22 protein-coding genes, 2 tRNA genes, 2 pseudogenes and 1 riboswitch are annotated in these 18,213 nt (G+C 68.8%); of the genes and pseudogenes, 13 read left to right on the top strand and 13 right to left on the bottom strand.

Annotated features, from left to right (window positions below; genetic code table 11):
- Positions 1 to 13 precede the first annotated feature (13 nt).
- The 3 genes from K6K41_RS02735 to K6K41_RS02725 are packed head-to-tail and all read left to right on the top strand — an operon-like array spanning position 14 to position 1,397.
- Positions 14 to 838: a hypothetical protein gene (locus K6K41_RS02735; RefSeq protein ID WP_261403795.1), complete on the top strand. Its 825-nt coding sequence runs from the start codon at positions 14 to 16 to the stop codon at positions 836 to 838.
- Complete coding sequence (locus K6K41_RS02730; RefSeq protein WP_261403794.1) at positions 838 to 1,149, top strand: helix-turn-helix domain-containing protein; 312 nt, start codon at positions 838 to 840, stop codon at positions 1,147 to 1,149. Before K6K41_RS02735 ends, K6K41_RS02730 begins: the two co-directional genes overlap by 1 nt.
- Positions 1,146 to 1,397 (top strand): hypothetical protein, encoded by a 252-nt coding sequence (locus K6K41_RS02725; RefSeq protein ID WP_261403793.1) that lies wholly within the window; start codon positions 1,146 to 1,148, stop codon positions 1,395 to 1,397. Before K6K41_RS02730 ends, K6K41_RS02725 begins: the two co-directional genes overlap by 4 nt.
- Positions 1,398 to 1,844: 447 nt before the next feature.
- Here the strand turns inward: K6K41_RS02725 and K6K41_RS02720 are convergent.
- From K6K41_RS02720 to K6K41_RS02705, 4 genes are all read right to left on the bottom strand, one after another.
- A tRNA-Arg gene (locus tag K6K41_RS02720) sits at positions 1,845 to 1,921 on the bottom strand.
- A gap of 13 nt (positions 1,922 to 1,934) precedes the next feature.
- Entirely contained in the window at positions 1,935 to 2,240 is a 306-nt protein-coding gene (locus K6K41_RS02715) for an ETC complex I subunit (protein ID WP_261403792.1), read from the bottom strand.
- A 36-nt stretch (positions 2,241 to 2,276) separates the two neighbouring features.
- Positions 2,277 to 2,350: transfer RNA gene (locus K6K41_RS02710), tRNA-Pro, on the bottom strand.
- A 100-nt stretch (positions 2,351 to 2,450) separates the two neighbouring features.
- Positions 2,451 to 3,125 carry a helix-turn-helix domain-containing protein gene (locus K6K41_RS02705; RefSeq protein WP_261403791.1) on the bottom strand — a complete coding sequence of 225 codons (675 nt, stop codon included), beginning with the start codon at positions 3,123 to 3,125 and terminating at the stop codon, positions 2,451 to 2,453.
- A 306-nt stretch (positions 3,126 to 3,431) separates the two neighbouring features.
- Between K6K41_RS02705 and K6K41_RS02700 the strand changes: the two genes are divergently transcribed.
- The 4 genes from K6K41_RS02700 to K6K41_RS02685 all read left to right on the top strand — a co-directional run bounded on the left by K6K41_RS02700 (position 3,432) and on the right by K6K41_RS02685 (position 7,777).
- Positions 3,432 to 5,681 (top strand): marine proteobacterial sortase target protein, encoded by a 2,250-nt coding sequence (locus K6K41_RS02700; RefSeq protein ID WP_428978589.1) that lies wholly within the window; start codon positions 3,432 to 3,434, stop codon positions 5,679 to 5,681.
- A gap of 44 nt (positions 5,682 to 5,725) precedes the next feature.
- Entirely contained in the window at positions 5,726 to 6,325 is a 600-nt protein-coding gene (locus tag K6K41_RS02695) for a class GN sortase (RefSeq protein WP_261405621.1), read from the top strand.
- A 109-nt stretch (positions 6,326 to 6,434) separates the two neighbouring features.
- Entirely contained in the window at positions 6,435 to 6,839 is a 405-nt protein-coding gene (locus K6K41_RS02690) for a DUF983 domain-containing protein (protein ID WP_261403789.1), read from the top strand.
- Between the two features lie 23 nt (positions 6,840 to 6,862).
- Complete coding sequence (locus tag K6K41_RS02685) at positions 6,863 to 7,777, top strand: SLAC1 family transporter (RefSeq protein WP_261403788.1); 915 nt, start codon at positions 6,863 to 6,865, stop codon at positions 7,775 to 7,777.
- Here the strand turns inward: K6K41_RS02685 and K6K41_RS02680 are convergent, their stop codons facing one another.
- A complete protein-coding gene (locus K6K41_RS02680) occupies positions 7,778 to 7,933 on the bottom strand; it encodes a hypothetical protein (RefSeq protein ID WP_261403787.1) in 156 nt (51 codons plus the stop codon).
- A 55-nt stretch (positions 7,934 to 7,988) separates the two neighbouring features.
- Positions 7,989 to 9,143: an aminotransferase-like domain-containing protein gene (locus tag K6K41_RS02675; protein ID WP_261403786.1), complete on the bottom strand. Its 1,155-nt coding sequence runs from the start codon at positions 9,141 to 9,143 to the stop codon at positions 7,989 to 7,991.
- Positions 9,144 to 9,428: 285 nt separating this feature from the next.
- Here K6K41_RS02675 and K6K41_RS02670 point away from each other — a divergent pair, with 285 nt between their 5' ends.
- The 3 genes from K6K41_RS02670 (at position 9,429) to pqqA (ending at position 10,292) form a co-directional block, all read left to right on the top strand.
- Positions 9,429 to 9,722, top strand: a complete 294-nt coding sequence (locus K6K41_RS02670) for a BrnA antitoxin family protein (protein ID WP_261403785.1) — start codon at positions 9,429 to 9,431, stop codon at positions 9,720 to 9,722.
- A gap of 14 nt (positions 9,723 to 9,736) precedes the next feature.
- Positions 9,737 to 9,967, top strand: coding sequence for a hypothetical protein (locus K6K41_RS02665; RefSeq protein WP_261403784.1), 231 nt, complete (start codon positions 9,737 to 9,739; stop codon positions 9,965 to 9,967).
- Positions 9,968 to 10,199: 232 nt separating this feature from the next.
- Positions 10,200 to 10,292: a pyrroloquinoline quinone precursor peptide PqqA gene (pqqA, locus tag K6K41_RS30120; protein ID WP_428978560.1), complete on the top strand. Its 93-nt coding sequence runs from the start codon at positions 10,200 to 10,202 to the stop codon at positions 10,290 to 10,292.
- 98 nt (positions 10,293 to 10,390) lie between these two features.
- On the opposite strand, the gene metC is transcribed toward pqqA, so the two are convergent.
- Positions 10,391 to 11,569 carry a cystathionine beta-lyase gene (gene metC / locus K6K41_RS02660; protein WP_261403783.1) on the bottom strand — a complete coding sequence of 393 codons (1,179 nt, stop codon included), beginning with the start codon at positions 11,567 to 11,569 and terminating at the stop codon, positions 10,391 to 10,393.
- Between the two features lie 279 nt (positions 11,570 to 11,848).
- Here metC and K6K41_RS02655 point away from each other — a divergent pair, with 279 nt between their 5' ends.
- Together K6K41_RS02655 and K6K41_RS02650 are read left to right on the top strand one after the other, a co-directional pair.
- The gene (locus K6K41_RS02655) at positions 11,849 to 12,943 is read left to right on the top strand and encodes a hypothetical protein (RefSeq protein WP_261403782.1); all 1,095 of its coding nucleotides are present in this window, start codon (positions 11,849 to 11,851) and stop codon (positions 12,941 to 12,943) included.
- Positions 12,944 to 12,997: 54 nt separating this feature from the next.
- Positions 12,998 to 13,276 carry a hypothetical protein gene (locus K6K41_RS02650; RefSeq protein ID WP_261403781.1) on the top strand — a complete coding sequence of 93 codons (279 nt, stop codon included), beginning with the start codon at positions 12,998 to 13,000 and terminating at the stop codon, positions 13,274 to 13,276.
- 6 nt (positions 13,277 to 13,282) lie between these two features.
- On the opposite strand, the gene K6K41_RS02645 is transcribed toward K6K41_RS02650, so the two are convergent.
- The 5 genes and pseudogenes from K6K41_RS02645 to K6K41_RS02620 form a co-directional block, all read right to left on the bottom strand.
- Positions 13,283 to 13,897: a thiamine phosphate synthase gene (locus K6K41_RS02645; RefSeq protein WP_261403780.1), complete on the bottom strand. Its 615-nt coding sequence runs from the start codon at positions 13,895 to 13,897 to the stop codon at positions 13,283 to 13,285.
- A gap of 171 nt (positions 13,898 to 14,068) precedes the next feature.
- Positions 14,069 to 14,849: pseudogene (locus K6K41_RS02640) on the bottom strand (thiazole synthase).
- Between the two features lie 2 nt (positions 14,850 to 14,851).
- The gene (gene thiS, locus K6K41_RS02635; RefSeq protein ID WP_261403779.1) at positions 14,852 to 15,049 is read right to left on the bottom strand and encodes a sulfur carrier protein ThiS; all 198 of its coding nucleotides are present in this window, start codon (positions 15,047 to 15,049) and stop codon (positions 14,852 to 14,854) included.
- Positions 15,040 to 16,019: pseudogene (locus tag K6K41_RS02625) on the bottom strand (FAD-dependent oxidoreductase). The gene thiS and the pseudogene K6K41_RS02625 overlap by 10 nt, the downstream one beginning before the upstream one ends.
- 80 nt (positions 16,020 to 16,099) lie before the next feature.
- A riboswitch (TPP riboswitch) is annotated at positions 16,100 to 16,202 on the bottom strand.
- Positions 16,170 to 16,916, bottom strand: a complete 747-nt coding sequence (locus K6K41_RS02620; RefSeq protein ID WP_261403777.1) for a hypothetical protein — start codon at positions 16,914 to 16,916, stop codon at positions 16,170 to 16,172. (Overlaps the previous riboswitch by 33 nt.)
- Before the next feature lie 25 nt (positions 16,917 to 16,941).
- Between K6K41_RS02620 and K6K41_RS02615 the strand changes: the two genes are divergently transcribed.
- Entirely contained in the window at positions 16,942 to 17,604 is a 663-nt protein-coding gene (locus tag K6K41_RS02615; protein ID WP_261403776.1) for a hypothetical protein, read from the top strand.
- Positions 17,605 to 17,613: 9 nt separating this feature from the next.
- Here the strand turns inward: K6K41_RS02615 and K6K41_RS02610 are convergent, their stop codons facing one another.
- The gene (locus tag K6K41_RS02610) at positions 17,614 to 18,117 is read right to left on the bottom strand and encodes a hypothetical protein (protein ID WP_261403775.1); all 504 of its coding nucleotides are present in this window, start codon (positions 18,115 to 18,117) and stop codon (positions 17,614 to 17,616) included.
- Positions 18,118 to 18,213 lie beyond the last annotated feature (96 nt).

The raw sequence follows: 18,213 nt of genomic DNA, 5'->3' as shown, positions 1-18,213 counted from the left end.
GAGGCCCGTATCCATGCGCACCCACGTGGAGCTTACCCCCTGGCAGGCGGCCGCGAACGCTATCTGTCGTGGCGCTCCGAAAGCCGTCATTAGCGTCGCCCTCAATTCAAGCCGCCGCTCGACGGTAAAAGATCGCCTAGATCTCCTCCGCGCCGAGCCTTTGGACGATCGCGGTGGACTGACCCTGAAAGCGGCTGAGCTCGCTGTTCGCAAATTGAGCGAGGTTCTCCCGCGCGCTCGCGCGGAGACCCGGAAGGCGCGGGGGGTCTATCAGGCACCCGCCGTCACCAAGGTATCGGATCGCCTCACGGCCCTCCGCCAAGGTCTTGCCACGCACGCCGCGAAACTCGGAATTCGGACCGGCGCGAACTTTTCGATCGCGGTTCATGTGGCCGACCTGGCGCGGTATGAGGTCAGACATCGATACCGCTGGATCGAATTCCTGCGGATCGATAGCTGGGATCATCGCATCTGTCTGCCGCGCTGGTGGATGACAGCGGCGCGCCAGGTCGGGCGCCTGTCAGGTGCCCTCGGCCTCCTAAACGACGGCCGATTCGTCTTCGACGCGATTCACGTTCGAACCGTATATCACGAGGTAAATTCCTCCTCGATCTATGAGGTCGACACCATCGCCCGTGGCCGTCGCATCATCGACAACCGGATCGAACGCATCCATGTCCGTGTCTGGCCGCACAACTTTGAGACCTACCATCCCACCCTACGTCAGGCGCTCAGGGCCGTGGCTCCGGGAGAGGTCCTGAGCGCGCTCGGCCGAGAGGAGGAGGAGCGCGCTCGCGACCGTTCCGACATGGCCGCCCTCGACATGGAGCTCTGCTGATGACCAGGGACCCTCGCGTCGCCCGCCTCGAACGCGCCGGCGCCATCCTCGGCAAGACTTGGCAGTCGCGGCTCGCCGCGGCGGCGGGGATCTCGCCAGCCCTGATGTCGTCCATTGTCTCGGGTGAGCGGCGCATGACCGAGGAGGTCGAGGCCAAGATCGCGGTCGCGCTCCACGTCGGCGTCACGCCCGGCCTTCGCCGCGCCGCCGACGCGCTCGATGCGATCGCCACAGAAATGGAGGCCGACCTATCGTTATCGCCGGCCCTCGAACTCACCGCCGACGGTCCATCCCTTGGAGATCCACAATGATCACGCAGACCGCGCCAAACCCCAAGTTCGCCGCCAAGGACAACGCTCAGCTCGAGCTTGCCCGCATGACCGCCAGCCTTGCCCTGGACAGCTGGTCTCACCCGGCGCCGGCCATGCGCAGCGGAGCTCTGGACCCTGCAAAGATGGTCGATGCGGCCAAGGCTATGATCGCGGAGATCGACGCGGAGTTCCGGTTTCGCTTGGCCGACCGCGACCGGTTTGACGCCGCCGCCCCCGAATCTAGGTGACCTGGAGGACGCCTGAGGGCGTTTCCTCCCCAAACTATCGGCCGCCGGCGCTCCACCCGGCGGCCGATTCTGTTTCGGCGCCGATGAAACATCCGAATAGCAAAATCCGGGATTCGCTACTTCGTTGTTTCAAAACCGGCCGGCCCTAGGCCCAGGCCGGCGTTACAACGGGATGGCAAACGGGAGCCTTTGCCATCCCGTTGTAACGGAGCCGGCTCTCACGACGGTTGTTACGTTCGGGTAGCAAATTTCGATTTTTGCTACTCCGTTAACACCACCGGCCTCCCGCCGCCCTGGAACGCAGGGTGAACCTGCGGTGGGAATCCGGTGGGAGTATCTGCGCCCAAAGGGTCTCTGGTGGGACTTCTGTCCCATTCGTTCCCATCTGGCGGTCTGGTGGTGCGCCGCTGGACCCGGCTGTAACCCCTGAGAATAGAGGGGGAAATTTGGCGACCCCGGCTGGATTCGAACCAGCGACATTCAGCTTAGAAGGCTGGTGCTCTATCCAACTGAGCTACGGGGCCGAAAGGCAGGGCGTCAGTGCGTCCAGGGCTCGGGCGCGCCGGCGCGGAAATTGTCCGAATAGGCGGCGGTCTTGGGCGCCTTGGCCTTGGGCTCGTCGACGCGGAAGGCGAGGCCCTGGCGGGTGGCGTAGGCGACCGCCTCCTCCTTGGTGGCGAAGAACAGGCGCACCTGCTGGCGCGTGTCGGCCGAGGAGGTCCAGCCCATCAGCGGCTCGACGCGGCGCGCTTCGGCCTGGTCGTGCTCCAGCACCCAGCGCTTGGTCTTGGCGACGCCGGACTGCATGGCGTTGCGGGAGGGCCGGAAGATGCGAGCGGTCATGTGAGGGACCTCTGCAGGCGCAAAACGCCGGGATGATGGTCGGGGCGACATTCGAACATGCGACCCCCTGCTCCCAAAGCAGGCGCTCTACCAGGCTGAGCTACGCCCCGACGCCGCAGTTTCCCGGCGGTTATGCTGGATCGCAGGCTCGCGGGCAAGCGCCTGCGACGGGTTCGCACGGCGAAAACCGGATGGCGACGAGCGCCTTCGTCACATCAGCACGGCGAACCCGTCCTGCTTGACGCGGTCGAGGTGGCGGCGGCAGCGCTCGTAGTCGGCGTCGCGCGGGCCGATGCGCCCCGAGACCGCCGGCTCCCCGCGCTTGAGCGGCAGGAAGGCGATCGCGGCCGAGACCGGCGTCAGCTGCGAGCCGCGGCCGGACTGCAGCGTCGTCAGCACGCCGTACATCGCGCCCTCGATGGTCGGGCGCGACAGCACGACGAGCCGCAGCTGCCCGTGCCGGTTGGTGACGAGATAGATGTGGCCCGACTGATGCGGGGCCGAGACGTCGCCGAACTGCGTGAAGGCGGCGTCGAGCCGCTCGCCCTCGCGGAACGTCATGCGCGAGTCGTCCTCCGACCAGCCGATGACCGTGCGGTAGGCGTAGACCGCGGCCGGATCTCCGAAGGAGGGGCGCAGCGTCAGATACTCGCCCTCGATCCATGACATCGCCGGGCGCGAATAGGAGCCGAGCTCGGGCGGCGCGAAGCCGGTCGGGGCGGCGGCGTGCGGCCGGGCCGCCGCGGGTTGGTCGCGCAGACGCCGGCCGAGCGCCTCCTCGAGCCGCACCGTGGTGGCGAGGGTGAAGGGGCGGCTGCCGGCGAGCGCCTTTTCGAGCGTCGAGATCGAGATCTTCGCAAGGTCGGCGAGCCCCTGCCGCGACATGCGGCGCCGCGCCAGCTCCTCACGGACCTGATCCGCGATGGCGCCGCTTTCGGCGTTTGCCGAGTTTCCCCGTCCTCCCCGGACATCGCCCCACATCCCCTCACGTTCCGCACAGAACCTCACATAGCCGCGCGGAATTCGCCGGGGCAAGGCGGCGCGCGGCCGACGAATGCCGATCGATCCGGTCGCGGGACGCCGCCGGGGCGCGGAAACCTCTCTGGGCGAACCAAGCCCGAGGGGGAGAACCAGACCATGGACATATCGCTGCCGCCGCTCCGACTGAGCGACTTCACCCTGCCTTCGCCGATGGCGCGCGCGCGCCGAGTCGTCGCCCGGATCGCGATCGCCGCGACGCTGGGCATCGCGGGCCTGGGCGGCCTCATCGTCGCGACCGTCGCGGCCAACGCCTCCGAGGCGCGCTCCGCCCAGGCCTTCGTGAAGCCCGCCGACATGACTTCGGGCGCTTTGCTGCTGAAGGGCGCGGAGCCTGGAAAGTTCGTCGAGGCTCCGCAGGTGCGCGCCGACTACGACGTCACGGTGTCGGGCCCGACCATGCGCACGCGCGTGACGCAGGCCTTCACCAATCCGACCGACGGCTGGGTGGAGGGCGTCTATGTGTATCCGCTGCCGGAGAAAGGCGCGGTCGACGCCATGACGCTGGTGATCGGCGACCGGGTGATCGTCGCGGACGTCAAAAAGCGGGAGGAGGCCAAGGAAATCTATGAGGCGGCCAAGCGCGACGGCAAGACCGCGGCGCTGACCGAGCAGGAGCGCCCGAACCTCTTCACAAACTCGGTCGCCAATATCGGTCCGGGCGAGACCGTGCTGGTGCGGATCGAATATCAGGCGCCGGTCCATCAGGACGCCGAGCGCATGTCGCTGCGCATCCCGCTCGTGGTCGCGCCGCGCTACGTTCCGAAGCCGCTCGTCACCGAGGTGTCGATGGACGCCGTCGGCGGCTGGGGCGTGGTCGACCCGGCGCCGGATCGCGGGCGCATCACGCCGCCGGTCAACGACCCGCGCGAGACGGCGCCCACGAACCCGGTCTCGATCACGGTGCGGCTCAACGCCGGCTTCAGGCTCGGCGAAGTCGCGAGCTCGACTCACAAGATCAAGGTCGACGGCACCGACGAGGCCGCGCGCACGGTGACGCTCGACGCCGCCGACGTTCCGGCCGACCGGGACTTCGAGCTGGCGTGGACGGCGGCGAGCGGCCCGACGCCTTCGGTCGGCCTGTTCCGCGAGAGCGTCGGCGGCTCGGACTACGTGGTCGCCTACGTCACCCCGCCGACGGGCGCCGCCAAGGAAGAGAAAAGGCCGCGCGAGACGATTTTCGTGATCGACAATTCCGGCTCCATGTCCGGTCCCTCGATGGGGCAGGCCAAGGCGAGCCTCGCTTTCGCGCTCGATCGTCTGACGCCCGCCGACCGCTTCGACGTCATCCGCTTCGACGACACGATGGAGCGCCTGTTCCTCGACACCGTCGCGGCCACGCCCGAGAACGTCGCGAAGGCGAAAGCCTTCGTCGCGCGCCTCTCTGCCGAGGGCGGCACCGAGATGCTGCCGCCTCTGAAAGCCGCGCTGTTCGATCCGCGCCCGAACGACGCCGCCCGCGTGCGCCAGATCGTGTTCCTCACCGACGGCGCGATCGGCGACGAGCAGCGCATGTTCGACGCGATCGCCTCGGGGCGCGGCCGCTCGCGCCTCTTCATGGTGGGCATCGGCTCGGCGCCCAACAGCTTCCTGATGACGCGTGCCGCGGAGCTCGGCCGCGGAACCTTCACGCATATTGGCTCGACCGAGGAGGTCGACGCGCGGATGCGCGAGCTCTTCGCAAAGCTTGAAAGCCCGGTGATCACGAGCCTGACCGCCGCCTTCAGCGAGGGCGCCGCGGACATGACGCCGCGCACGCTGCCCGACATCTATCGCGGCGAGCCGCTGGTGATGGCGGCGCGCATGGCCAAGGTCTCGGGCGCGCTCGAGATCGGCGGCCTCATCGGCGACCAGCCCTGGACGGTGAAGCTCGACCTCGCCAAGGCTGCGCCGGGCGACGGGATCTCGAAGCTCTGGGCGCGCCGCAAGATCGACGACGCCGAGGTCTCCCGCACGCTGCGCGAGACGGGCCCGGAGGCCGCCGACGCCGAGATCCTGAAGCTGGCGCTCGAGCACAAACTCACCACCCGCCTCACCAGCCTCGTGGCGGTCGACCAGACGCCGCGGCGTCCGGCGGGCGCGACGCTGACCCGCGCCGAGGTTCCGCTCAACCTCCCCGCCGGCTGGGACTTCGACGCGGTGTTCGGCAAGCGTCCGGGCTCCGAGCAGGGTCCGACCGTTCCCGGCATGCGCCGCGCAGACGCCCAGTCGAAGCTCGAACGGGTCGCCGCGATGGGCGTCGCAGCCTCTCCCGCCCCGCTCGCGACGCCTTCGCCTTCGGCCGGCGCAAACCTTCCCCAGACCGCGACCGACGCGGAACTGAAGCTCTGTGCGGGGCTTGCGCTGATCCTGCTGGCGGTCGGCCTCCTGATCATCCGCCCGGCGCGCCGGAGGGCGGCGTGAGCGCGTCCCGGTCGCTTGTCCTCTCCCCCGATGCGGGGGGGAGGATCGCGCAGCGCGTCCCGCTTCGGGCTGCGTTCGCCGCCGTCTTCGCGCTCGCCGGCCTCATACTCGCGGGGCAGGGCGCCTACGTCCACGCCAAGGCGATCCTCGCCCAGATCCTGCTGGAGCGCGCCTTCGCGACGAGCCTCGCGACGGGCGCGCCGACGAAGGCCTGGGCCTGGGCGGACACCTGGCCGGTGGCGCGGATCGAGGTTCCGCGGATCGGCGCCAGCGAGATCGCGCTTGCCGGCGCAAGCGGGGAAGCGCTGGCCTTCGGGCCGGGCCATCTCGACGGCACGCCGGAGGCCGGCGAGCCGGGCGTCGCGATCTACGCCGCCCATCGCGACACGCACTTCGCGTTCCTGAAGGAGGTGCGCGTCGGAGACGAGATCCGCGTGCTCCGCCGCGACGGCCGCGCGGCGCGCTTCAGGGTCGAGGAGACGCGAGTCGCGGCCTGGAACGCGTCGGGGCTCGATCCTCACGCCGCCGGCCGCCGTCTCGCGCTTGTGACCTGCTGGCCGTTCGACGCCGTGACCCGAGGCCCGCTCCGCTACGTCGTCGAAGCCTCGGCGATTGAGGAAAGCGGCGGCGCAAGCCCGCGATGAATGGTGACTGCAACATGTGTGCGTACAATATTGACATTGTATGCATCAAGCCATAGCTCTTCCCGCACTGGCGTGGGCTCGCGTCAGCGATCTGGAGGAGGCCAGCGTCATGCAGCCGACCGTCTATCCGCCTCTTAAGCCCTACGACGTCGGCGTGCGCGGCCGATGCCCGCGCTGCGGCGAGGGCCACATGTTCGAAGGCTTCCTGAAGCTTCGGCCGTCCTGCGAGGTCTGCGGCCTCGACTATTCCTACGCCGATCCGGCGGACGGTCCCGCCTTCTTCGCCATCACCTTCGCCTGCCTGCCGTCGGCCTGCTTCGCGGTATGGCTGGAACTCGCTTTTCAGGCGCCGTATTGGGTCCACGTCTTCACGACGTTCCCGCTCATGCTGGCGACTCTGGTGCCGCCGCTGAGGCCGCTGAAAGGATGGCTGGTGGCGAGCCAGTATTATCACAAGGCCGCCGAGGGCCGCCTCGTGCGGGTCGGCGAGGCCGAGGAGACCGCCGGCTGGTAAAGCTTGCCGCCCACGTCAGGCCGATGTTCTTCGGGTCCGTGCTCGGCGTCGGCGGGCTCGGAAACGGCTGGCGCGCTGCGCATCGGCTCTGGGGCGCGCCGTGGGTCGTCGGCGAGGCGCTTTGCGTGCTGGCGGTCGCGATCTGGCTCACGCTGCTGTCTCTCTACGCGTTGAAGTGGACGTTCCACCGCGCCGAGGCGAAGGCGGAGCTCGCCGATCCGGTCTTTGCGCTGCTGGCCTCGCTCGCGCCGGTCGCCACGCTGATCGCCGCGATCGCGATCGAGCCGATCTTCCACGCCGGCGGCCTTGTCATGCTCGCGGCGGGCCTCGCCGGCGCCACGGCCTTCGCGGCCTGGAGCATCGGCGGATTGTGGCTCGGCGGCCGCGCGCAGGAGGCCGTCACCCCGGTGCTTTACATGCCGACTGTCGGCGGCGGCTTCGTCGCGGGGCTCGCCTGCGCCACCTATGGCTGGCCGACCGCCGGATGGATGTTCTTCGGCGCAGGACTGCTGTCGTGGATGTCGATGGAGTCGGTCGTTCTCGTGCGCCTGCTGGCCATCGGCCTTCCGGTCGAGCGGCGCGCGACGCTCGGCGTCCACCTTGCGCCCCCCGCGGTCGCGGCCGTCGCCTGGTGCGCGCTGGAGCCAGCCCACGGCGTGACGACGATCGGCCTCGCGCTTCTCGGCTATGGGTGCTTCCTGGCGCTTGTGATGATCCGGCTCGTCCCGTGGCTGCGCGAACAGGCGTTCTCGCCGGCCGCCTGGGGCTACACCTTCGGCGTCTCGGCGTTGCCGCTCGCGGCCATGAGGCTGACCGAAAAAGGCGCGGCCGCGCCGGCGCCGGAGATCGCCGCGCTGGCGTTCGTCGCCGCCAATCTCATCATCGGCTGGATCGCCCTTCGCAGCCTGTCGCTGATCCTGCGGTGGGCGCGCGCCTGATCACACCACGTCGTGCAGGGCCCGCGGGCTCTCGCGCAGCAGGCCGGCGAGGGTGTCGAGCGCAGACGCGAGCCGCGCGCGTTCCGGCACCGCGCCGAGCGAGATGCGCACCGCCTCTGGCGCCGCTCCCCCCGCGCTGAAGGCGTCCGCCGGCACCACCGCCAGTCCTTGCGAGCGAGCGCGTTCGGCGAGGCGGTAGCGGTCCCAACCCTCAGGGAGCGGCAGCCAGACGTGCAGCCCGTTCGGATGAGCCCGTATCGAGGCCGGCAGCGTCTTCCGGGCGAGCGCCTGCCGCGCCGCGGCCTCCTCGCGCACGCCCGCAAGCAGGGCCGCCGCGACGCCGTCCCGGATCCATCCTCCGAGCAGCGCGGTCATGAGCGGCGCGGCCATCAGGCTGACCGCCCAACGCCGGCACGAGCTCGGCCCGCGCCGCCGCCGAAGGGGCGGCCACATAGGCCACGCGAAGTCCCGGCGTCAGGCATTTCGAGACCGTGTGAACATGCCAGACGCAATCCGGCGCGAGCGTCGCGAAGGCGGGCGGCGCGTCGCCCGCGAGCGGCGAATAGGGATCGTCCTCCAGGATCGTCAGCCCATGCCGGCGCGCGACGGCGAGAATCTCGCGGCGGCGGGCCTCCGGCATGGTGATGCAGGTGGGATTGCCGATCGTCGGGTTGAGATAGATGAGAGCCGGCCTCGACGATCTGCACAGGCGCTCGAGCGCGTCTGGCGACATGCCGTCCTCGTCAGCCGCGACGGGCGCGGTCTCTAGCCCGAGCCGCCGGGCGATCGCAAGCGCGCCGGGATAGACGGATGGTTCGCAGGCGATCGTCTCGCCGGCGCGCGCGAGCGTCGCGGCGATGGCGAGCATGGCCGACTGCGCGCCGGCCGCGACGAGGATCCGGTCCGGATCGACCGGTCCGAGGACCGGGCGGAGCCAGGCCGCCCCCGCCGCGCGGTCGGCCGAGGAGCCGGCGCCTGGATGATAGGACATCAGCGCGTCGACGTCGGAGCGCGCCACGAGGTCCGCCACGCCGCGCCCGACCGCGTCGGCGAGCCTTACGCCGCGCGGGGCCGGGGGGATGTTCATGCCGAGGTCGAGCGGAGGGGCGCCGGGTTCCTTGCGCGCCGCGACGAACGAGCCGCGGCCCGTGACGGCGTCGAGCAGACCGCGGCGGCGCGCTTCGGCGTAGGCTCTCGTCACAGTCGTGAGGTCGACGCCGACGGCCTGTGCGAGAGAGCGTTGCGGCGGCAGGCGGTCGCCTTCGCGCAGAACGCCGGATCCGACGTCGCGTGCGATGGCGTCTACGATCCGGAGATAGAGCGGGCCGCTCCCGGAGCCGAGTTTCGGGGCCCATGCGGTCGCCATCGGCGCAACGTCCTCCAAACAATCGCGCCAATGTATGGCGGGCGGCCGAAAGATCATAGCGCGCGAGGGACGCGCGGAACAAAGCGAGACGGTCGGGATTCGTTCTCCGCGACCGGATCGTGAACGACGGAGCGTGCGCAAATTCCTACCTTGAGGTTAAGACCCGACGAGGATCGGGCGGCTTTCGCGAAGCCGATTTCGCCGCGACGGTTTTCGCCAGTCGGAAACGCGTCTCGGCCGCGCTATGTTGGTGCGCCAGAGGGCGCGAACCCAAGGAGTCGAAGAATGTCCCGCCGTCCGACCAATCCTCGCGCAGCAGCGGAGGCGGCCTTCAGGCCCGCCAAGCCTGCTGCGCCCGCACCCCAGCGCGCCGCGACGATCCCGGGCGCGCGCGAGCAGGTGACGCTTCGAATCGACCAGGACGTGCTGGAGATCTTCCAGGAGGACGGCCCAGGTTGGCAGGATCGCATCAACGCGGCGCTCCGCGATTCGGTGAGGGCGCGGCTGCTGGTGGCGGCGGGCGAAGGCTCGATCCCGGTCGACCAGCTCAACGGCGCCAATGACGACGGCGCCGGCTGACGGGAGGAGACGAGATGTCCGATACGACGACGCCGGCCGGCTGGCGGCTGACCCTGCCGCTGGCGAACCTCAAGGGCGAGGACCGCGCGAAGAACGGCTCCTGGGCGGCTGCGATCCCCGACAAGGCGGCGGCGCGCAAGGCCATTCCCTACGGCGCCGCGGTGCCGAGCGCGCCGCTGCAGCCGCTCAGCGCGGCCGAGATCGAGAGTCTTGGCCTCAAGGCCGGCGAGGTGAGGCGGATCTAGCTGTCGGTCGCCTGTTCTCGCGACGCCGGCGCGAACGCGGCGATGGCGGCCGACAGGTCTGGTCAGCTTCAAAACCTGTGAGAATTCTAAGACATATCTTGCTGCGCCGCACCCAAACATGACCGATAATTAATTGGTCATCGGCGGCCGGCGTCCCTATGTTCAATCTTACAGGACGCGACGCAGCGATCCGACGCCGCGCGGTGCGACTACCGCGCCAGCTTTAGATCTAATGGAGGATCTTATGGCTCTCTGGACCGCCCCGATCGTTGAAGAGACCCCGGTTGGCCTCGAGGTCACCTCGTACAGCCCGGCCGAGCTCTGAGCTTCTAAGCTCAGTCCTTAGTCAATACGGAAACCCCGCGCGGCCCGACCGCGCGGGGTTTTTGTTTGTCTTGACGTCGTCTGTCGTCGCGCTTCTCCTCAACAGGCGGCGGCGTATCGCTCGAGCCCTGCCTCAAGGTCGGCGATGAGGTCTTCGACGTCCTCAAGACCGATGTGAAGCCGCACGGTCGGACCCTTGGGGGCCCATCGCGACGCCGTGCGGATCGGCGTCGCGTCGTAGGGGATGGCGAGGCTCTCGTAACCGCCCCAGGAATAGCCGAGCCCGAACAGCTCCAGCCCGTCGAGAAACGCCTCCACCGCCTCGAACGGACCGGGCGTCAGCTCCAGCGCGAACAAGCCGCAGGCTCCCGAAAAATCGCGCTTCCAGAGGTGGTGGCCCGGATCGTTCTCGAGCCCCGGATGCATCACGCGGGCGACCTCGGGACGCGACTGAAGCCAGCGCGCCACTCTCAGCCCCGACGCCTGGTGATGGGCGAGCCGCACGCCGAGCGTCCTCAGCCCGCGCAGCGCGAGGAACATGTCGTCCGGCCCGCAGCAGAGGCCGAGAGCGCCATGCGTCGCCTTCAGGGCGGCGGCGTAGGGCTGCGTCGCCGAAACGTAGCCGATCAGCACGTCGGCGTGTCCGCCGAGATATTTGGTGCCGGCCGACAGCGACAGGTCGACGCCATGGTCGTGCGCGCGGAAATAGAGCGGCGTCGCCCAGGTGTTGTCCATGATCACCGCGGCGCCGCGGGCGTGCGCGGCTCCCGCGATCGCCGGCACGTCCTGCACCTCGAAAGTGAGGGAGCCTGGGCTCTCGACGAAGACCGCGCGGGTGTTGGGCCGCATATGCGCGGAGATGTCCGCGCCGAGGGCGGGATCATAATAGTCGGTCTCGATCCCCATGCGCTTCAGGAAGCCGTCGCAGAACCGCCGGGTCGGATCGTAGACCGTGTCGACCATCAGGAGGTGATCGCCGGCGCTCAGGACAGACAGCAGCGCGAGCGAGACGGCCGTGACGCCGGACGGCGCGAGCGCTACGTGGTCGCCGCCCTCGATCGTCTGAAGCGCATCAGACAGCGCGTCGGAGGTCGGCGTGCCCCGCCGGCCGTAGGTGTAGCGTCCGCGCGCGGCCTTCATGTCGGCGACGGTCGGCCAGACCACCGTCGAGCCGCGCACCACCGGCGGATTGACGAAGCCGTACGAGTCTTCCGGATCACGGCCGGCCGTCACGAGGTCCGTCAGCGTTCCGTAGTTTCGATCGCCGCGCCGCGCCATGCATCCTGATCCTTCGATGCGCCCCGGGTTTCATTGGGGGCGGGCCCGCGCGGCCGTCAAGCGCCCCCAAGGCGCGGCTCCGTCGCCGCCGAATGCGCAAGGCCCGGATTTCTCAACGAAATTCAAGTAATCTTTAGCCGTTCAAAGACTTGATCGCTCGAACAGCTTGTGGTTATCCGACGCCCCGACTAACGTCACGCCCGATAAAAGCTTTGGGGGAGAACAATGACGCACGTCCACATGCGCAGTCTGTCCGCGGCTTTGGTGGGGGCGTCGCTCATGGCCGCCCCTTCCGCCTTCGCCCAGAGCCGGGCGACGACGGTCGTTCCGGCCGAAAAGGGCCGGGTCACCGGCGAGATGACGATCGACTACGCTTCTCGATCCGAGCGCTCGTCCAGTGGCGTCGACACCTACGAGTTGAAGAAGCTCACGGTCGCCGACCTCTTCATCATGCGCGAAGCCAGGTTCGGCGGCCAGCCCGGCGAGCGCATGACCTACAGCATCAAGTTCGACGTCTTCAATCCGGCGAACCCGGGGCAGGTGGCGACCGACGTCGCGATCCTGCGCGGCGACCTGCCGATCGACAAGCGCGGCCGCTATCTTCCGGCCGACGGAAACCTGCGCATCGACGTCGTGAAAGGGCAGCAGACCTCGTCACGCTATGGCGGCGTGCTGCAGGGGCGGCGCGTGACGAAATGGTGGGACGTCGCCGAGCGGCTGCGCGCGGCCAAAACCGACGCCGAGAAGATCTATTCGCGCGTGGTCGAGGGCAAGACCGTGTCGATCACCGTGAAGAATCCGGATCCGCTCGGCTTCGAGAGCCTCGCGCTCGCCGCCGGACCGTTCTCCTACCTCACGGCCGTGAAGGTGAACGGCAATCTCGACTACGACTACGAGCTCGGAAACTGGCTCACCGACGCCAACGGCCTCAACTTCTACTACACGATCGCCGACCGCCCCTACACCGACCGGGTCACGGGCTCGATCCGCTACGTCGAGGAGGAGGGCCGGTTCGCCGATCCGACCGGCCAGATGCGCGAATACACCGGCTATTACGACTACAACCTGCGCTGGAACGAACAGGCGACCTCGCAAGACGCCTCCTTCTTCCCGAGCGCTGGCGGGCAGTCGGATCCGGACGCCTTCTTCGCCTCCAACGACCAGACCAAGCCTGGCGTCTACGGGCGGGTCTACTACAAGGACAGCGAAGACTACTGCAAGAAGGTCAAGAACGACAAAGGCGAGGACGAATGCGTCGGCCCGACGCGATCCGAGGTCGTCTATGACCTCAAGGCCGTCGGGCTGAACTATCAGCAGCTCGCCGCGTGGTTCAAGATGGAGCCGCTGGCGCTCGGGCCGCTCACCGACGAGTGAGCGACGCCGGAACCTTGTGCGCGCGTGATCGCTTCGCTTCGAGAAGCGACACGCATGCGAGGGTTCATGACGCCGGGATCGCCGAAACCGGAAGCCGAAGACAGCGCCGCCACCGGGGCCTCCGCGGCGGAGGCGGAAAGACCAGTGGACTTCGAGCCGGATCGAGGCGCGAAGCCCGGCAAGGGCAAGGATCCGAAGGATCAGCCGCCTGACGCCGCCGAACGGCTTGGGACCAAGCGGCGTGACGGTGAGAAGGATGAGACGAACGGCGCCCCTCCCGGCGCTGTCTCGCCCGAAAACCTCACCACCGAAAGCGACGACGGAGCTTCCTGACCGCGATCAGGCCGTCTCGCGGGTCACCGCGATCCATTCGCGGGCGCGGGCTTCCGGGTCGACGGCGCCCAACACGTCGTTGACCACCGCGACCACGTCCGCGCCGGCGTCGAGGCAGAGGCGCGCCCGTTCCGGCGTCAGCCCGCCGATCGCGACCAGCGGCCTGTCGTCGATCAGCCGCTTCCATTCGGTGACGCGCTCCACTCCCTGAGGCGCGAACGGCATTTTTTTCAGGATCGTCGGCCAAACGGGACCGAGCGCGATGTGGTGGGGGTCGATCGAGAGCGCCCGGTCGAGCTCCTCATGGGTGTGGGTCGAGACGCCGAGTTTCAGGCCCGCGGCCTTGATGGCCTTCAGGTCCGCGCCGTCGAGGTCCTCTTGCCCGAGATGCAGGAACTTGGCGCCCTCATCGATCGCGATCTCCCAAAAGTCGTTGATCACGAGATCGGCCCCAGCCTTGCGGGCGAGCGCCAACGCATCGCGAATCTCGCCGCGCAGCTCTTCGGCCGGCCGGTCCTTGATGCGGAGCTGGATCAGCTTCGCGCCCGCGCCGAGCATGCGGCGGACCCAGTCGAGGCGGTCGACCACGGGGTAGAAAGGATCGAGTTTCGCGGAGGTCATAGGCGTTCCGAACAGGCGGTAAAGGTGGACCGAGGCGTCGTGACCTTGTCCCGGCCTTGAGCCGGGACCCAGAACCGAGACGCCGGCGAGAGAGAGCGACGAGCGTCCCGACAATCCCGGAAACGGCGTCGGTTCTGGGTCCCGGCTCAAGGCCGGGACAAAGGCGGCGCTTTACGCGAAGGCCCGCCCGAACACCGGCGTCGAGGGCGCGGCCATGTCGCGCGGCTCGATGCAGCCGGCCTCGAAGCCTGCGCGGCCGGCCTCGATCGCCTGGCCGAAGGCGCGGGCCATCGCTACCGGATCGCCGGCCTTCGCGACCGCCGTATTGAGCAGCACGGCGTCGTAGCCGAGCTCCATGGCGTGCGCCGCGTGGCTCGGGCGGCCGACGCCGGCGTCGACCACCAGCGGAACCTCGGGGAAATGCGCCCTCAGGCTGCGCAGCGCGTAGACGTCGTTCAGCCCCATGCCGGTGCCGATCGGCGCGCCCCAGGGCATCAGCACCTTGCAGCCGGCCTCCAGCAGCCTTTCGGCCACCACGAGGTCAGTGGTCGTGTAGGGGAACACCTCGAAAACCGTCGTCGGTCAGGATCTTGGCGGCCTCGACAAGCCCGAACACGTCCGGCTGTAGGGTGTCGGCCTCGCCGATGACCTCGAGCTTCAGCCACGAGCTTCCGAACACTTCCCGCGCCATCTGCGCCGTGGTGACCGCCTCCTGAACCGAATGGCAGCCGGCGGTGTTCGGCAGCACCTTCACGCCGAGACCCTGGATCAGCCCCCAAAAATCCTGGCCTTCGCGCAGTCGCCCGGATTCGCGGCGCAGCGACACTGTAAGGATCTCGGCTCCGGAAGCGCGGGCGGCGTCGGCCAGCACCTGCGGGGAGGGGTACTGCGCAGTGCCGAGCAGCAGGCGGGAGCCGATGGTCTCACCGTAGAACGTCAAGGGTCCGTCCATCGTCATCCTCCCTGTCGCGGCGCGACGATCTCGATGCGGTCGCCGTCTTCCAGTCTTTTCGTCGCGCGCGCGGCCGCCGGCACGAAGGCGCCGTTCACCGCGGTCGCGACTTTGGCGTCGCCATAGTCGAGCGCGTCGAGCGCGTGGCCCAGCGTCTCCGCCTCGACCTCAAGCGCTGAGCCGTTGACGATCAGCCGCATGGGGCGTCTCCGAAACCTCTTCGAGGGCCTCCGCGGCCTCCCGCGCGAGCGCGGGGGGTGAGCAGGAAGCCGTTGCGATAAAACCCGTTCAGCCGCAGCACGCGGCCGGACCTCTCCAGCCGCGGCAGGTTGTCGGGGAAAGCGGGGCGGACGTCCGCGCACATCTCCACGATCTCCGCCTCGCCAAAGGCCGGATGCAGCGCATAGGCGGCGTTCAGAAGCTCGACGGCGGAGCGCGCCGACATCTTCGCGCGTGAAGAACTCCGATGGAGGTCGCGCCCACCATGAAGATGTCGTCGGCGCGCGGCACGACATAGAGCGACAGCCGCGGATGCAGCATCCGAACCGGGCGCTTGAACGCGATCTCCGCCGTGCGCAGCAGCATCATTTCTCCGCGCACGCCGCGGAGCTCCGGGACGGCGTTCCTGGCCGCGAGGCCGCGGCAGTCGAGCACGGCGTCGGCGTCGAGCGCCTCCGGGTCGGCGTCGACGCCGAAGCGGACAGCGCCGCCGAGCGCTTCCAGCCGCCGCACGAGCGCCGGCAGCGCCTCGCGCGGGTCGACGTGGCCTTCCTCGGGAAAGAACAGGCCCTTGTCGAAGCGGCCCGAGAGGTTCGGCTCAAGCTCACCGATCCGCACGGCGTCGGCGTGCTCGAAACGCTCCGTCATCCGGGCGAAACGGGCGAGTTCGGCGTGGTCCCGGCGCGAGGCGACGACCAGCGTGCCCTCGATCTTGGCTTGCGAGATCTGGCGCGGCCACCAAGCGAGCGCTTCGGGACCCTTTTCGGCGACCTCCTCCTCGCCGGCTTCGGCTTCGCACCAGGGCGCGATCATTCCGCCGGCCGACCAGGCGCAGGCGGCTCCGCCGAGGCGGGGGCTCCGCTCCAGCACCTCGACCTCATGTCCGCGCTCGGCGAGTTCGACCGCCGCCACGAGGCCGGCGACGCCTGCGCCCACCACGGTGACGCGCATCTCAACGTCCTTCCCGGCCGCAAAGGCCGCAAGGGATCCGGACGTCGCATCGCGAGAAGGAACGGAGAGGTCGGCGCTGACGCGCCGTTTGCTCCCGTCCCTTCGCCGGCATGACCCGGATCAGGTTCAAAGGGTCCGGCCGAAGCCGTCTCAGCCCGTCGCCGGGCGCCCCTCGGATGATGAGGAAACTGTGGGGGCGGGGCAGGGCGGTGTCAACCGCGCGCCATGGATCTTCACCGATGCTAGTCTGGCGCGCGAACGCCATATTCGCGTGCGAGCGAAGTCTGATCGGGGGACGCCGTGACTGCAACATTGACCCGTCGTGGGTTTTTCCTCGGTCTGGCGGCCGGCACAGGTCTCGCTGTCGTCGACGCCCATGCGCGTCGCGCCGAACGGCCGGTCTCGATGGCGGCCGCAGGCGTCAAGTCCGACGGCAGCGATCAGCAGGCGGCGATCCAGAAGCTTTTGAGCGCGGGCACGCCCCTCGACGGCGGCGGCGCCACCTATTGCGTTTCGAACACGTTGCGGCTCTTCGACGATGGGCTGCTCCAGAACGCGACCATCAAATACATCGGTCCCGACATCGCCAAGATGGCTGAGTACGGGGTCATCACGGCGATGAACGTGACCGGGCCGACGATCCGCGACGTTCGCGTCGACCGCAACGGCGCGCGGACCAGCGGCGTGGCGCTTACGAGCGCAGCAATCGCCGTCATCGGCTGCACGAAGCCGGTCGTCGCCCGCTGCGACGTCACGGGCGACGGCAAGGGTTCCGGCGTCCTCTGGCGCGCGAATGTCGGCGGACGGCTGTCGAACGTGACCATTCACGACATGACGTGGGAGGACGACGCCGCGCGCGACGACGTGCTTGTCGGCCTCGCGCTCGACGGGCGCCAACACCGACAACCTCATTTCCAGAGTCGTGGTGAAGAACCTGCTGGGATATCGGGCGTCCGGCTTTCCGCGCGGCGAGACGCGGTTCCAGACGAAGGCGCTCTGGACCCGCGGGATCTCGCATTGGACCGGACCCGGCTCGTCGGGGAATGTCTTCTCGGACTGTCAGGTCTCCAATGTCGATCAAGCCTTCGATGCGCCTGGGCGGGGACTGCGGTTCGAAAGATGTTCGGCGACGGACTGCTACACGTGGGGCTTCAAGCAGGCTCACAACGGCTTCGGCACCAGGTTCACCGATTGCGTGGCGACGCGCTGCGGCTATGCGGGCTTCGTGTTTTCCCAGACGCAGGCCGCGGGCGAAATGACCGTCAAAGTGCTGCGCATCGTCAATTGCCGCTCGATCGATAGCGGAACCTCCAATTGCACCGGATCGCCCACGACGACGAGCACGCCGGTCGGCGTGCCGGCTCTCTGGGCGGATCCCAAAGCAAGTGGTTTTCTCTTCACGGGAGCGAGCGGGCTTTCTCCGGAAGACGTGGAGATTCTCGGAGGGGCCGCGACGGATCGCTATGGCCGCATGGTTTTCGGCGTGAACAACGCGACTGCGTCCCGGACGATCTCCGTCGACAGGGCGTTCCTCTCACAAGGCTCCGCGAGCGCGCCGACGGCGAATGTCGGGCGCCTGAACTAGTTCGGACCGTCATCGACCGGGCGGGCACGCTTTGGCGATCTTCGCGCGGACCTCGGCGACGCCCTTCGTGGAGAACGTCGTCTCGCGACGCGCGCCGGCCGCGTCCGCGAGCATGACGCGAAGCTCCCCGTCGTCCGAAAGCGCAGCGAGGAACGCTTCGACGCCCTCGCTCAGAAACGCCGCCTTGCCGTTGGTCGAAACATCCCAACGTCGGGTCTCGGACGAATGATCGTCGACGCGGGTCGTGATCTCGATCTGGCCGCGCGACAATCCCCAGCCCCCGGAGCCGCCGACCAGAAATTCGACGCGGCCGCCGAGGCAGCGCGCGACGAGATGGCTCGGGTCGTTCGGATCGGCGGACGGCGAAGGCGCCGGGGCGAGCGCGGTGACGATCCCCCCCTCGCCGGTCGAGGAGGGCTCGTAGGTGTAGGTCCAGACGCCGGACTGGCCCGTTTCGCCCCAAGCCGGGACGACGGCCGCCGAGATGGCGATGGCGAGAGCGACTCTTCGCATGCTGACCGTTTCTTCCTGCTGCGGATCCTTTGCCGGGATCCTTCGACGGAGGTCATCTTGCGCGCTCGGCGGGCGAGGCCATAGACCTCGTCATCA

Source organism: Chenggangzhangella methanolivorans (assembly GCF_019797865.1).
GTDB lineage: Bacteria > Pseudomonadota > Alphaproteobacteria > Rhizobiales > Methylopilaceae > Methylopila > Methylopila methanolivorans.
Note: the sequence above shows the minus strand (reverse complement) of the source record. Positions and strands in the feature narration are given on the sequence as shown.